Below are 12,732 nucleotides of genomic sequence, written 5' to 3' on the forward strand. Positions count from 1 at the left end.
GTTCATGCCGCGACCGGCTGCGCCGCTTCGGCGCGCTTCACCCCGTCCATCACTTCGTAGCGGAGCTTGCTGCCGGCGACCGCAGCCGCAGCCTCCACGCCGCCGGTCATCGCGCCGAAGATGCCGTGTCCGGTGCGCGTCGACGCACCGCACAGATACAGCCCCTTCACATCGGTCTTCGTGCCCGGACGGTTGTGCAGGAAATACTCCGGCGTGAACGCGAGGCCATAGGACGTGCCGCCTTCGGAACCGATGAAGCGGGTCACCGAGAACGGCGTCGATACTTCCTGGTAGACGATGTGCTTCGACATCCCGGGAATCACCCGCTCCGCCATCTCGATCAACTGCTTCGCGTACCAGTCCTTCTTCGCGAGGTAGACCGGATTGTCGCGATAGCTGCCGTCCTTCACCTCGGCTGCGGTCAGGCCCCAGCTCGCCGGGTCAGAAGGCACCGCCGACATCAACTGCAGGTTGTAGATGCCGGGCGGCGCGATCGCCGGATTGTGCGGATCCTTCATCGTCGCGTTGCCGATGAACAGGTGCGGATGCTCCGGGAAGCGGCCGGCGAAGATGTCGCTGTAGCCCTTCTCGTAGTCGTAGCCCGGATAGATGCGGTAATTGGTGTTCTTCAGGCCCATGGCCTTCAGGTCCATGTCCACGCCGAGGTAGACCACACCCATGGCCGGCGACATCTCGAACGTCTCGGCACGGCGCACGGTTTCCGGCTTCAGGTGCTCGCGCCCGATCAGGCCCAGCAGGGTGTGCTTGAGGTCGGCGTTGCAGATGATCGCCGGGGCCTTCACCACGCGTCGGCCCAGGTGCTTGTTGGTGAACTCCACGCCCACGGCACGGCCGTTCTCGACCACGATGCGCTCGGCCTTCGTGCGCAGCAGGATCTTGCCGCCGTTGCGCTCGACCACGGCACCGAGCTTGTCCGAGAACAGCTGGCCGCCGCCGGACGGGTAATACGAGCCCTGCAGGAAGTGGTTCACGACCGCCGCATGGCCGGCCATCGTCGCGCGGCTCGGCGGCTGGTGGTACACGCCGAGCTGGCCGGTCAGGATCGCGCGCAGCTTCTCGTTGCGGGTGCAGGTGTCGAGGAACTGCTCGACGGTGGACTTGGCGTGGCGCATCAGCATCCACGAACGCGGCAGCACCCACAGGGCGGAGATCGGCCGCGAATGGATGCCCATGAAATCCCACACCTGCTGGAGCATGCGGAAGTAGCGGTCGATGCCCTTGCGCTCCTGCGGGAATTCCGCGAGCAGCTTCTCGCGGAACCTCGCATAGCCGCGCGGGATGCCGAACTGGAAGTCCGGGAAGCAGAGCGTGTCGAAGCCTTCCGGATCCTGCTCCAGGAAATCGATCTCGTCGTAGTCGATCCCCGCCCCCTTGAGGATGCGCGGAATGAGGCCTTCGCGGCCGCAGTCGCCGATGTAGTGCAGGCCCACGTCGAACTCGTAGTCCTTGCCCTTGCGATGGAAGACCGTCGCGCAGCCGCCCATCTCGTAGTGCATGTCCAGCACCAGCACCTGCTTGCCGCGATTGGCGAGCGTGGCGGCAGCGGTGAGACCGCCGATGCCGGCGCCGACGACGATGACGTCGAACCGGTCGCGGTCGAGGGTCTTGAAACGATCAGGGGTCTGCATGGGTCTTCGATTCCGTGAATGAGGATGCGGTGGATGGCGTGCCGCGTGCGGTGCTCAGGCGTGGACGGCGTCTTCGCCGGCCGGCGCGTTGGCGTCCCGCTGCAGGAAGGCCAGCTTTCCGCTGCGCCCGCGCCAGGCTTCGTGATCGGGCAAGGCCGGGATGCGCTGCAGGATCACCGGCCACTGCTCGGCCAGTTCGGCATTGAGCGCGAGGAAATGACGGTTGCCGTCATCCAGTTCGTTCTCCGGCAGGATCGCCTCCTCCGGGCATTCCGGCACGCACAGCCCGCAATCGACGCATTCCTGCGGGTTGATCGCGATGAAGTTCGGGCCCAGGTGGAAGGCGTCGGCAGGGCAGATGTCGACGCAGTTGGTGTGGCGGCACTGGATGCAGTGTTCTGTCACGACGTAGGTCATGGCGATTCTCTTGCTGGATTCGATGTTGGCTGGAAGGCGTTGACTGGAGGGTGTCGCTCAGAAATACCGGTCCGCGAGCAGGCGCGCGGAGAGCATCGTCCCGATGAAGCCGGCACCGGGGAACGTCCATGCGCCGACCTGGTACAGGCCCTTGACCGGATACTTCTGCGGGAAGCGGTTGAACAGGCCGGACTGCTTCGTGTTCTGCTCGAAGCCGTAGATCGCGCCCGCCGGGTTGTGCGTGAACTTGGTCAGGGTGCGCGGCGAACCCGCTTCGCAGATCTCGATGCGGTCGCGCAGACCGGGCAGCACGCTGGACGCGTTGTCGATGAGCAGGTCGGTCAGCGCCCGCTTCTTCCTGCGATAGTCCAGCTTCTGCAACGCATGCCAGTCGCTCGCACCGGTGAGGGTGAACAGGCCCAGGCTCGATTTCCCCTGCGGCACCAGAGTGGGATCGACGTTGGAGAAGTAGTTGATCGACCAGCTGGTGTTGTCGGCATGCAGTTCGCCCGCCTGGATGTGGGCGAACTGTTCGCGCTGGCTCTTGGGCGGCGCGAAGAAATGGATGTATTCCTCCGGGCCGACACCCAGCTCGGACAGCGGGCAGTTCAGGCCCAGGTAGACCTGGAAGCCAGAGATCGAGAGCTTGAGTTCTCGCAGCTTGGCCAGGTACTTCTGTCGGAAATGTCCTTCGCCGGCGAGCGCGACCACCGCGTGCGGGCTGATGTTGGCGATCACGTTCTTCGCGCGGACCATCCCGGACCTGCGCGTGACCACGCCTCCGACACGGCCGCGCTCGACCAGGATCTGCTTCACGTCCGACGCCAGCTCCACGCGCCCGCCGTTCTGTTCGATCACCTCGACCAGCGCATCGGACAGGGCCTGCGAGCCGCCCTTGATCGAATAGCCGCCGTTCTGCAGGTAATCAATGAAGGGATAGGAGAAGTAACCGAACGCGAGATCCTTCGCCGGCAGGCCGTAATAGCTCCACTGCGCCGAGAGCACTTCCTTGAGCCGCTCGTTGCTCGTGAACCGCGAGAAGTAGTGGTCCACGGTCTCGTGCCCGTACTTGAGCACGCGCGGATAGATGAACGGCGTCGACAGGAACCGCAGCCAGAACGGGCGCTCGTGGTAGAGGAAGCCGCAGAGGTCGCGGTAGTTGCGCTGGGACTCGGCGAACAGGCGATCGATGTTCTCCACCTCGTCCGGGAAACAGCGATACAGCTCGCGCTTGTAGCCCTCCAGGTCGCGGTGACCGACGGTGATGTCGACATCCTGCGACCGATAGCGGTAGAGCGTGGGGTGATGGAGGAATTCCACCTTGTCCGCGACACCGCACTGTTCGATGACCTTGAAGGACTCCGCGCCGCGCACGACACCGTCGAACGAGTGAAGCGACACGTCGAAGGTGAAATCCTTGCGCTTGAAATTCGTGGCGTATCCGCCGGGGACATTGTGCTTGTCCACCACCAGTACCCTGCGCCCGCGTTGGGCCAGGATGCTCGCGGCCGACAGCGCACCCAGACCGGCGCCGATGAAGACCGCATCGTATTGTTCGCTCATCGCATCGCTCCTGCGCGCGTGGTCGCCGATCGCACAGCTCAGGCCGTCAGGCCGCCGTCGATGACGAAGGTCTGACCGGTGATGTAACCGGCATTCGGCGACAGCAGGAAGCTGGCGAGGGCCGCGACTTCGCGCACCTGGCCGAGACGCTTCAGCGGAATGCCGTCGGTGATCGACTTGCGGATCGCCGGATCGATCTGGTCGACCATCTCGGTCGCGATGAATCCGGGCGCGATGGCATTCACTGTGATCTTGAACCGCGCGAGCTCGACCGCCATGGTCCGCGTGATGCCGATCATCGCCGCCTTGGTCGCGGCGTAGCTGACCTGCCCCTTGTTGCCCTTGAGGCCGGTCACCGACGACATGTGCAGGATCCTGCCCGCGCGCGTAGAAGCCATCACCGGCGTCAGGCAGGTGCTGAAGTAGATCGCCGAATCGAGATTGGTCGAGATCACGTCGCGATAGCGGTCGACGTCGAAGTTGAACATGAGCTGGTCGCCCGTGATGCCCATGTTGTTGACCAGCGCGTGTGGCTCGCCGAACGTGTCGACCATCTGTGCGCATGCGCGCTCCACGGAGGCGTGGTCGCGGCCGTCGCAGGCGAAACCCTGCGCCTTGCCGCCAGCTGCAGCGATCTCCGCTTCCAGCCGACCCGCCGCTTCCGCCGAAGACTGGTAGGTGAAGGCAACCGTGTAGCCTTCCTCGGCCAGCGCCGTCACCAGCCCCTTGCCGATGCCACGGCTGCCGCCCGTCACCAGCACCCATTTGTTCGCCATTGCGTTGCCTGCTTCCATTGCCGATGCTTCCATTGCCGATGTCCTGATCGTTCTGTCCTGATGGGCCTTCTGGCGCGCCGTTAAGCCACTGCCATTACGCCATTGCCGTTACGCCACTGCCGTCGCGCTGCGCCTGTCCTGCTCGACCCGCGCGTAGAAATCGAGGATCGTCTCGAAATAGCGGCCGCGATGCTTCTTGTGGCCTTCCAGGTGCCTGCATCCCTCGAACGCGAACGTCTGCATGTTCTGGCACTGCCGCGCGAGCGACTGCACGCTGTCGACCGGGATATAGCGGTCGTCGAGACCGTGGAGGTAGGCGATCGGCAGGCCGCGCACATGGCGCAGCGACGCATCGATCGCGCACGTGCCGGTCGGCACCGCCAGTCGGCTGCCGCTGATCCAGTGCATGGCGTGACGCAGCATGCCCCGGGTGAAATAGCTGCGCACCGTCACCGGCACGCTGTCGAGTACGGCCGATGCGAACGGACTGGCGTCGCGCGCAAGCGCATGCGACAAGTGATAACCACCGAAGGAGCAGCCGAGAAGATGGATCGGAAGTCCCTGGAAATCACGACTCACGCGTCGCGCGATCGACAGCACGTCGTCGGCGAAGGCATGGCCATCGATGGTGCTTCGCCCGAATCCCTTGAAGTTGAAGACCACCACGTGGTAGCCGTGGGCGAGCAGCTCGCTGTCGATCCGGTTCTCGAAGAAATAGTGCATCCCGTACTTCAGGAACGGATGGCACAGCATCACGACACCGCGCGGCTTCTGCGCCGAGGTCCGCAGGATCGCGCCCTCAAGCCGGCTCCCGTCCGTCCCCTGCTCGACGAAGGCGTCCGCATGCGGCGGCAGGTCCTGCTTCCAGCCCTGGACATGGCGGAACATCACCCGGATGAAGAGCTTGGAGATGGCGACGCCGAGCGCCGAAGTCGAGTGGTCTGGAGTGCTCATGCCCGTTTCCATTGCCTGGCCTTCATCTCGGCATAGCCGAAGGCCGCTTCGTAGCTGGGTCCAGCGACCCATGCGCTGAGAAAGTGCACGCCAGCCACCGGAAATCCGTGGTGGAAGACGTGGCCCCTGAGATCGGTGCCCACCATGGCGCCGTACCCCGATCCATCGGTGTTGTTGGTGAATCGAACGTACGTATGCGGCGTCGCCACTTCGGTGTGCACCACGTGACCACGCAGGTCCGGCACGTGCGACAGCAGGCGCTCGACGAGCGCATCGCAGGCGCGCACCTTCTTCGCCCGGTACGCCGGCGTCCGGCGCTGCGGCCAATGCGCGATGCTGTCCAGCACGTTCAGGCAGACCACATGTCCGCCGTCCGGATCCAGCGCATGGTAGTTGGTCACTTCCATCGGCGAGCAGCGCCAGAAGGCCTGTTCGGACTCGGCATCCGGGAAACCCGCGCGCTCGGCGGCGATGCGCAGGTCGCTTGAATCGCCGGGCATGTCCGCGAACAGCATGGACTCGGTATGCGGCAAGCCCAGTTCGCCCGGTGCGCGGTCGGTGACCAGATACACGGTCGTCGTCGAACGCGCCGGCTTGAGCGCGGCGAGCTTCTCGACGGTCTGGCCGAGGTCGACATCCTCGGCGAAGAGGTTGCGCACCGCATAATGCGGCGACGCATTGATGTAGACCTGATCGGCATGGAACGTGCCGCGATTGGTGCGCACGCCGCGCGTGCGACCATCCTCGCCGGTGAGCACCGCCTCGACGCGCGTGCCGAGCATCAGCCTGCCGCCGGCATCCACCACCCGCTGCGCCAGCAGGTTGGACAGCCGCTGCGACGCACCGGTCACATAGGCATTGCCCCGGTTGAGCGTGGCGTAGACCACGTGCAGGTAGTAGAGGTAGCCGAGGTCTTCCGGATAGCCGCCGACATAGATCCCGGGCGCCGCCAGGATCTCGATCAGGTACGGATCGTCGAAGAGTTCGCGCAGGGCCTCGCGCACGGTCTTGTGCTTGAAGTTTCGATGCGCGTAGCGCAGCTGCGCCATGTCCGGCTCGAAACTGCCGTCGAGCATCTGGAACTGGTAGTAGCCGTTGCGCCCATGGGTGCGCACCTGTTCGAAGAAGGTCGCGATCCCCTCGGCCTGGTGCGGGAAGCGCGACAGCAACAGAGCTTCGGCTTCGTCGGCATCGTTCGGCAGGGCCATCGCTTCGCCAGCGTGGTACGCGCAGAAGTAGTCGTCCGGATAGACCAGGCCCAGGGATTCCCCCAGCCCGAGGTCGCGGAGGATGCGGATGAGATTGCCACCTTCGTTCATGCCGCTGAGCTTGTGCAGGCTACAGTCGAACGTCGCATCGACGCGCGCACGGGCGAACGTCGTGGCGTATCCGCCCGCGACGATGTGCTTGTCGATCAGCAACAGCCGCAGGCCCGGATGCCGTTGCACCAGCATGGCCGCACAGGCCAGGCTGGTGATCCCGGCGCCGACGAAAATGGCGTCCCAGCGCTCCTCGCTCATCAGCGCAGCTTCAGCTTGTCGACCCAGGCGTAGATTTCGGCGAAGCGCTTTTCGTTGAGCCGGGCATTGTGCTCGGAACGCCACACCTGCTCGATCTTGTCCATCTCGTTCGGCTGGATCGGGAAGGCGAACGAGGTGTGCAGCGCGACTTCAGGGTTGTAGGTGAACATGTCGATCAGGCGCGGGAAGATACGGCGCGACATCGCGCGCACCTGCTCGGCCTCCTCCTCGCTGGCGTTCTCGAAGAAGGATTCGCTGATCCATCGACCGAAGGCGATATGACGCGCCTCGTCGTAGTGATGCTCGCGGAACATGGTGCGGGTCATCGGCTCGACGCCCTCGCCCTGCGAGGTATGCATCGCGCTCATCTCCGCCACCCACTCGATCAGCAGCGTGAACAGCACGCCCACGGCCGGCGGCATCTTCGGGAGGGTCTCGGTCAACAGTTCGTACAGCCCGACGGGCGGCGCGAACATCTTCAGGCCGGCCTTGTCCATGAAGCGCTTGAACGTGAGCGTGTGCACGATCTCCTCCTTCGAGAAGACCATCAGGTATTCCTGCAGTTCCGGCGAAATCCGGTCGTGAAACTTCGTGACGTAGCCCATGTACAGCGGCGGGATCGTCTGTTCCAGCCAGATGAACATCGAGATGTCGCGCGCGGTCTCGATCCACGCCAGTTCCCGCTGCTGGTCTGCGGTGAGCGCGTCGAAGTACGGGGTGCCCTTGATCCAGATGTGCTCGGGATCCTTGGGGAAAAGGCTGCGGTCGATGTCCTGATCCCACGGCAGCACCGTGGCATGGTCCATCGTGCGCTGATGCGAAGTCTGGCTCAGGTTCCTGACCTTCTCGACCCTCGATTCAGCAATGGTGAGCACGCTCGTGGCCTGCATGACATTTCTTCCTTGCGTTGCGGTTCGTGGGATGGCAGTCGACGCGGCGCGATCAGGCCGGCACCGCGTCCGCTTCCTTGATTTCGACGACGTATTCGCAGAGCTGGCGCAGGGTCGCGATCGCGCGGTTCGCGAAGGCCTGCGGATCCAGCGCGACGCCGACCTTCTTCTTGACCACCAGCTGCAGCTCGACGAAGTCCAGGCTGTCCAGCGCCAGCGACTCGATCGTGGTGTCCAGGGTCACGCCATCCTCGTCGACGTCCTTCAGTTCGAGGATCAGGTCGCTGACCACCTGGAACACATTCTCAACATTACTCATGGCTTGTCGTCCTCAATGGTTTGGAGTTTCTTCACCATCAGCCCGAGGGTGATGGTCATGACATGGCGATCCTGCACGTGGACGCCGAGGTCCAGCGTGCCGACGGCTTCGCCGGGACTTTCGATCAGGTCGATGTTGTCGACCTGGTAATGGATCGATGGCGGCAGGTCGCCCAGGGCGTGCAGCGAGCCGCAGAAGGCGATCTGGTGGCTGGTCTGGACCAGCAGGTGCGAAGTCAGCGACTCGATGCGCTCCAGTCGCTGCTCCAGACGAAGCTCGGGTCCCAGCCGATCGAAGACTTCGCCGATCCGGTTGCGGATGAAGTCGCCGAACACCATCGCATCGAGAGCGACCCAGTCGTCGTAGCCTTCGCCCAGCCCGCTGCGGAAACCCTGCAGCCAGGCATCGACCTCTTCGGCCGGAAGCGCATGACGTTCCGCATCCGACGACCAGTCCGGAGGATCGACGCGGCGCACATTGCCGATGACGTGGTCCGCGGCGCCGGTTTCCGGCACCAGCTTGAAGGTCACGCGCCCATTGCGATCGCTGACCGACAGCGCCACCGGAGCGTCGCGCAGCACCGGCGCCTTCAGCAGCGCCTTGAACTGCACCCAGCCCTCGCCCGAGGCGCTGCGGCCGAGGCGCTGCTTGATCGGCAGCAGGGCCAGCATGCCGTGCACGACGACATCGGCCGCATCCATCCGGCGCGCAGCGTCGCGGTCGAAATGGATCGGGTTGCGGTCTCCGGACAGGACAGCCCAGGCCTCGATGTCGTCGGCGTCGAACTGCATCTGCATGGTCAGTTCGCCCGGCGGATCATCACGCCCGCATTCGCGCCGCCGAAGCCGAAGCTCAGGTTCAGCACATTGTCGAGGCGCTGGTCCTGGAGATGCACGTTCGGCACGTAGTTCAGGTCGCAATCGGGGTCGGCCTCGTCCATGTGGATGGTGGCCGGCACCACGCCATGCTCGATCGCCTTCAGGCAGAACACCGCCTCAAGCGAACCGGCGGCGCCGATGAGGTGCCCGGTGTAGGACTTCGTGCTGGACATCGGGATGCCGTAGGCGGCATCGCCCAGGGCTTCCTTCACGGCATTGGTCTCGTTGACGTCGTTGAGCGGCGTCGAGGTGCCGTGCAGGTTGATGTAGTCGATGTTCTCCGCCGCCACGTCGGCCTGGCTGCAGACCTCGCGGATCACGCGCACGCGCGCCTGCATGTCGTCCGCCGGAGCCGTCATGTCGTAGGCGTCGGAATAGTTGGCGTAGCCGGTGATCTCGCCGAGGATCCGCGCGCCTCGCGCGCGGGCCACTTCATAGTCCTCCAGGCAGAGGACGGCTGCGCCTTCCGACAGCACGAATCCGCTGCGCCCCTTGCTGAAGGGACAGCAGGCCCGGCGCACCTCGTCCTGCTCCTTGCTCAGCGCCTGCATCACATCCACCGACCAGACGTTGAACTGCTCCTTGAGCGACTCGCTGCCGCCTGCGAGCATGATCTTCGCGCGGCCGCTGCGGATCGCCTCGTACGCCTCGCCGATCGCGATCGTCCCGGTGGCGCAGGCAGCCACCGGACTGTTCTGCACGCCACGGAAATTCCAGTTCATGGTGATGCCGGCCGTGGCCGCGTTGCACATCGACATGACGGTCGCGAACGAAGTGGTGATGCCGTGCTCGCGGTACTCGTTGTTGTTGCTGTTCGCGGTGTCGAGGCCGCCCCAGCCGGTACCGAGGATCACCCCGCGATCGAACGGGGAAACGACATCGTCGAGTCGCGTGTCGCCGAATGCCATCCGGATCGCTTCGTCCGCCGCCACCAGGCTGTACTTGGCGAACAGCGGCAGCATCTTCGAGATCTTCTTCGAGAACGGGCGCATCGCATCACGACCGAAGTCGTCGATGAATCCGAAATACCGCGCATGGATGCTGGCGTCGTCGAAATCGTATTTCCGGTAGCCGACGCGGTAATTCATGATGCCATCCCAGATGGCGTCGGCGTTCTGTCCGAGCGAGCTGATCGCACCGTAGCCCGTCACGACGACGCGGCGGGGCGAGTTGGAAACGGGCATGTCCATGGTCTTCCTTGATCTTCCTGTCCTGCGATCCAGCGTTGCGTCACGCCGGAACGATCCGGGCGACATGAATGAATGGCCTTGCCGACCTCTCGGCTCAGCGATAGAACAACCCGGCAGCGAGTCCGGGGCGGCCGCGATGACGGCGCGGAGCAAGATCATCCGCTGCGTTCAATGCGACACAGGCAATGCGTCTGGACACCGGCCCGATGAATCATCGGGCAACCGTTCCGGCAATCGTTGTTCCGGAATCGGTCACTTCTCCGCGAATGCGCGCTCGACGACATAGTCGCCGAGCTGGCCGAGTCCCGGCGAGATCGAGAACCCGCGGGCATCGAGCAGAGCCCGCAGGTCCGAAAGCATTTCGGGACCACCACAGATCATGGCGCGATCGGTGTCCGGGGAAAGCGGCGGCAAGCCGAGGTCTTCGAACAACTTTCCGCTTTCGATCAGCTGCGTGATCCGTCCCTGGTGGACGAACGGCTCGCGCGTGACGGCGGGGTAGTACAACAGCTTGTTGCGCACGTCTTCGCCGAAGAATTCGTGCTGCGGCAACTCGTTCTCGATGTAATCCCGGTAGGCCAGATCACTGATCCTGCGCACGCCGTGCACCAGCACCACCTTCTCGAAGGCCGCATACGTCTCCGGCTCGCGGATGAGGCTCATGAAAGGCGCCAGCCCCGTCCCGGTAGACAGCAGGTAAAGCACGCGCCCCGGCCGCAGATCGGACAACACCAGCGTACCTGTGGGCTTGTTGCTGACGAGGATGCGATCGCCCGGCTGCAGGTGCTGCAGGCGCGATGTCAGTGGGCCACCGGGCACCTTGATGCTGAAGAATTCGAGGTGTTCCTCATGATTCGGACTCACCAGACTGTAGGCCCGCAACAACGGACGACCTTCCGTTTCGAGCCCGATCATCACGAAGTGTCCGTTCTCGAAACGGAACGTCGGGGATCGCGTCGTGGTGAAGCTGAACAGACTCTCGTTCCAGTGATGGACGCTGCGGACTTCTTCTTCCCTGATCGCCGCCATGTCAACGACGCTCGATCATGAGATCCGCATCACATCGATGCAGGCCACGCCAGGGCATGTGCTGCGCATCCGCACGAACGACGAAAACGTCCGCACGCAACAGCTCTGCACTCTTGATTTCATCGGGGAACGCTGGCTTCGCAGCGCCCTTCACGCATTTCCATTGCATCCAATTGCTTCCAAGCAAATTTGATGAGCGGCGCACTCTATCAGAGCAATATTTCAAATACCACATCGAACGGCATGCGCCCGACAGCCGGTTCGACCTCACTACATCTGTGTATGCGCAAGCGCGCACACACATGTTGTGATGTTCGACGACACAAACTGTTACATACCTACGCGTATCCATTCGATGCAACAGGATCGAATGCCCTCGCCATCATCCAACGCACATATGACATGTGTGCTCGTCTCACATTTCATCTCGCACGATCACACATCCTGCATGCACCACCACCCCGAAACGCATCAGGCATCGATCTTCGGCCATGAAATCGATGACATGCGACCAATGGCATGCAAACGGCTCCTTGTACTTGATGCAGCGCGACTCGATTCATGAGGTTCAGCGACTGTGATCTCAGCGTCTGCGAACGCAGGCATGCCGGTCTTTCAGATGCGCCTCACGGCGGAAGACCGACATGGCATGAACGGGATGGCCATTGGAGTCCATCCATCTACGTACGGAACGCGCCGACGGCTCCGGGGCTTATCCGCTGCCAACGCACCCTGATCGGTTGCACTTCCGACCTTGCACTCGCCATCCGTGCTGCCGCACTCATCCCGCGCGCGCGTTCGATGTGCGCCACCGGCGCTCGTGCTTGCCAGCCATGGTGTGCTTTCTCCCCCTGGACATGTCGCCATGGCCTCCGCATTGCAGATCACGGTGCGCATCTTGCAAGGCGCATGACAGATCGACGCTCCGGGCACGGATCCGCCTGCGCTCCGCACAGGCATGCATCTTGCGTCGACCATGTCGAAGACGGAGACACGCTCCGCTTCGACATCCCCCGCAATGGAGAACACCATGTCGCAAGCAGCTCTGGAACAGGCACTGTGGAAAAGCATCAAGTCCGATCGCACCGTCATGCTCGGCATCCACGGGGCGGACGACGGCCACATGCGCCCGATGACCGCTCAGTTCGAAGCACCGGGATCCGACATCTGGTTCTTCACCTCCGCCGACAACCATCTGGTCGAACTTCTGCCTGACTCCGGCGCGGAAGGCGTCGCCACGTTCACGGCCAAGGATCACGGCATCTTCGCCACCCTGCATGGACGACTGCGGGTCGACACCGACCCCGCCATCGTCGACAGGCTCTGGAATCCCTTCGTCGCCGCATGGTACGAGCACGGCAAGGACGACCCCACGCTGCGACTGCTGCGCTTCGAGCCCGCTCACGCACAGGTCTGGGAAAACGATTCGAGTTTCCTTGCCGGCGTGAAACTGCTGCTCGGCATCGACCCCAAGCGCAGCTACGAGGACAAGGTCGCGCACCTCGACCTGCGCTGAAGCCCGCGCGACCACACGCCCCCGCAGCCAT

General features: G+C 63.7%; 13 protein-coding genes. 2 read left to right on the forward strand and 11 right to left on the reverse strand.

Going from position 1 to position 12,732, the window contains the following annotated elements; genetic code table 11:
• Positions 1-2: 2 nt before the first annotated feature.
• From ACFQ0E_RS18395 to ACFQ0E_RS18445, 11 genes are all read right to left on the reverse strand, one after another.
• Positions 3-1,649: a phytoene desaturase family protein gene (locus tag ACFQ0E_RS18395; RefSeq protein ID WP_386826353.1), complete on the reverse strand. Its 1,647-nt coding sequence runs from the start codon at positions 1,647-1,649 to the stop codon at positions 3-5.
• Positions 1,650-1,703: 54 nt separating this feature from the next.
• Positions 1,704-2,066, reverse strand: a complete 363-nt coding sequence (gene fdxA, locus ACFQ0E_RS18400; RefSeq protein ID WP_386826355.1) for a ferredoxin FdxA — start codon at positions 2,064-2,066, stop codon at positions 1,704-1,706.
• Positions 2,067-2,123: 57 nt separating this feature from the next.
• Entirely contained in the window at positions 2,124-3,629 is a 1,506-nt protein-coding gene (locus tag ACFQ0E_RS18405; protein WP_386826357.1) for a phytoene desaturase family protein, read from the reverse strand.
• Between the two features lie 38 nt (positions 3,630-3,667).
• The gene (gene fabG, locus ACFQ0E_RS18410; protein ID WP_386826359.1) at positions 3,668-4,405 is read right to left on the reverse strand and encodes a 3-oxoacyl-ACP reductase FabG; all 738 of its coding nucleotides are present in this window, start codon (positions 4,403-4,405) and stop codon (positions 3,668-3,670) included.
• Between the two features lie 108 nt (positions 4,406-4,513).
• The gene (locus ACFQ0E_RS18415) at positions 4,514-5,359 is read right to left on the reverse strand and encodes an alpha/beta hydrolase (RefSeq protein WP_386826361.1); all 846 of its coding nucleotides are present in this window, start codon (positions 5,357-5,359) and stop codon (positions 4,514-4,516) included.
• Entirely contained in the window at positions 5,356-6,879 is a 1,524-nt protein-coding gene (locus ACFQ0E_RS18420) for a phytoene desaturase family protein (protein WP_386826363.1), read from the reverse strand. Before ACFQ0E_RS18420 ends, ACFQ0E_RS18415 begins: the two co-directional genes overlap by 4 nt.
• Complete coding sequence (locus ACFQ0E_RS18425) at positions 6,879-7,769, reverse strand: diiron oxygenase (RefSeq protein WP_386826365.1); 891 nt, start codon at positions 7,767-7,769, stop codon at positions 6,879-6,881. The genes ACFQ0E_RS18420 and ACFQ0E_RS18425 overlap by 1 nt, the downstream gene beginning before the upstream one ends.
• Positions 7,770-7,821: 52 nt before the next feature.
• Positions 7,822-8,088: a phosphopantetheine-binding protein gene (locus ACFQ0E_RS18430; RefSeq protein ID WP_386826366.1), complete on the reverse strand. Its 267-nt coding sequence runs from the start codon at positions 8,086-8,088 to the stop codon at positions 7,822-7,824.
• Positions 8,085-8,885: a MaoC/PaaZ C-terminal domain-containing protein gene (locus ACFQ0E_RS18435; RefSeq protein ID WP_386826368.1), complete on the reverse strand. Its 801-nt coding sequence runs from the start codon at positions 8,883-8,885 to the stop codon at positions 8,085-8,087. The genes ACFQ0E_RS18430 and ACFQ0E_RS18435 overlap by 4 nt, the downstream gene beginning before the upstream one ends.
• Before the next feature lie 2 nt (positions 8,886-8,887).
• Positions 8,888-10,150: a beta-ketoacyl-[acyl-carrier-protein] synthase family protein gene (locus ACFQ0E_RS18440; RefSeq protein ID WP_386826369.1), complete on the reverse strand. Its 1,263-nt coding sequence runs from the start codon at positions 10,148-10,150 to the stop codon at positions 8,888-8,890.
• Positions 10,151-10,408: 258 nt separating this feature from the next.
• Positions 10,409-11,185 (reverse strand): ferredoxin--NADP reductase, encoded by a 777-nt coding sequence (locus tag ACFQ0E_RS18445; RefSeq protein ID WP_386826370.1) that lies wholly within the window; start codon positions 11,183-11,185, stop codon positions 10,409-10,411.
• On the opposite strand from ACFQ0E_RS18445, the gene ACFQ0E_RS18450 reads away from it, so the two are divergent.
• Together ACFQ0E_RS18450 and ACFQ0E_RS18455 are read left to right on the forward strand one after the other, a co-directional pair.
• The gene (locus tag ACFQ0E_RS18450) at positions 11,184-11,378 is read left to right on the forward strand and encodes a hypothetical protein (RefSeq protein WP_386826372.1); all 195 of its coding nucleotides are present in this window, start codon (positions 11,184-11,186) and stop codon (positions 11,376-11,378) included. The genes ACFQ0E_RS18445 and ACFQ0E_RS18450 overlap by 2 nt on opposite strands.
• Positions 11,379-12,215: 837 nt before the next feature.
• Positions 12,216-12,701, forward strand: a complete 486-nt coding sequence (locus ACFQ0E_RS18455) for a pyridoxamine 5'-phosphate oxidase family protein (RefSeq protein ID WP_386826374.1) — start codon at positions 12,216-12,218, stop codon at positions 12,699-12,701.
• Positions 12,702-12,732: the final 31 nt, after the last annotated feature.

This window comes from Lysobacter brunescens (genome assembly GCF_042677005.1).
Taxonomy (GTDB): Bacteria; Pseudomonadota; Gammaproteobacteria; order Xanthomonadales; family Xanthomonadaceae; genus Lysobacter_I; species Lysobacter_I brunescens.

Coding starts and splice junctions, on each gene's coding strand:
- fabG (WP_386826359.1), bottom strand. CDS start 4,405: ATGGCGAACAAATGGGTGCTGGTGACGGGCGGCAGCCGTGGCATCGGC.
- ACFQ0E_RS18395 (WP_386826353.1), bottom strand. CDS start 1,649: ATGCAGACCCCTGATCGTTTCAAGACCCTCGACCGCGACCGGTTCGAC.
- ACFQ0E_RS18420 (WP_386826363.1), bottom strand. CDS start 6,879: ATGAGCGAGGAGCGCTGGGACGCCATTTTCGTCGGCGCCGGGATCACC.
- ACFQ0E_RS18435 (WP_386826368.1), bottom strand. CDS start 8,885: ATGCAGATGCAGTTCGACGCCGACGACATCGAGGCCTGGGCTGTCCTG.
- ACFQ0E_RS18450 (WP_386826372.1), top strand. CDS start 11,184: ATGTCAACGACGCTCGATCATGAGATCCGCATCACATCGATGCAGGCC.
- ACFQ0E_RS18415 (WP_386826361.1), bottom strand. CDS start 5,359: ATGAGCACTCCAGACCACTCGACTTCGGCGCTCGGCGTCGCCATCTCC.
- ACFQ0E_RS18405 (WP_386826357.1), bottom strand. CDS start 3,629: ATGAGCGAACAATACGATGCGGTCTTCATCGGCGCCGGTCTGGGTGCG.
- ACFQ0E_RS18425 (WP_386826365.1), bottom strand. CDS start 7,769: ATGCAGGCCACGAGCGTGCTCACCATTGCTGAATCGAGGGTCGAGAAG.
- ACFQ0E_RS18445 (WP_386826370.1), bottom strand. CDS start 11,185: ATGGCGGCGATCAGGGAAGAAGAAGTCCGCAGCGTCCATCACTGGAAC.
- ACFQ0E_RS18430 (WP_386826366.1), bottom strand. CDS start 8,088: ATGAGTAATGTTGAGAATGTGTTCCAGGTGGTCAGCGACCTGATCCTC.
- ACFQ0E_RS18440 (WP_386826369.1), bottom strand. CDS start 10,150: ATGCCCGTTTCCAACTCGCCCCGCCGCGTCGTCGTGACGGGCTACGGT.
- ACFQ0E_RS18455 (WP_386826374.1), top strand. CDS start 12,216: ATGTCGCAAGCAGCTCTGGAACAGGCACTGTGGAAAAGCATCAAGTCC.
- fdxA (WP_386826355.1), bottom strand. CDS start 2,066: ATGACCTACGTCGTGACAGAACACTGCATCCAGTGCCGCCACACCAAC.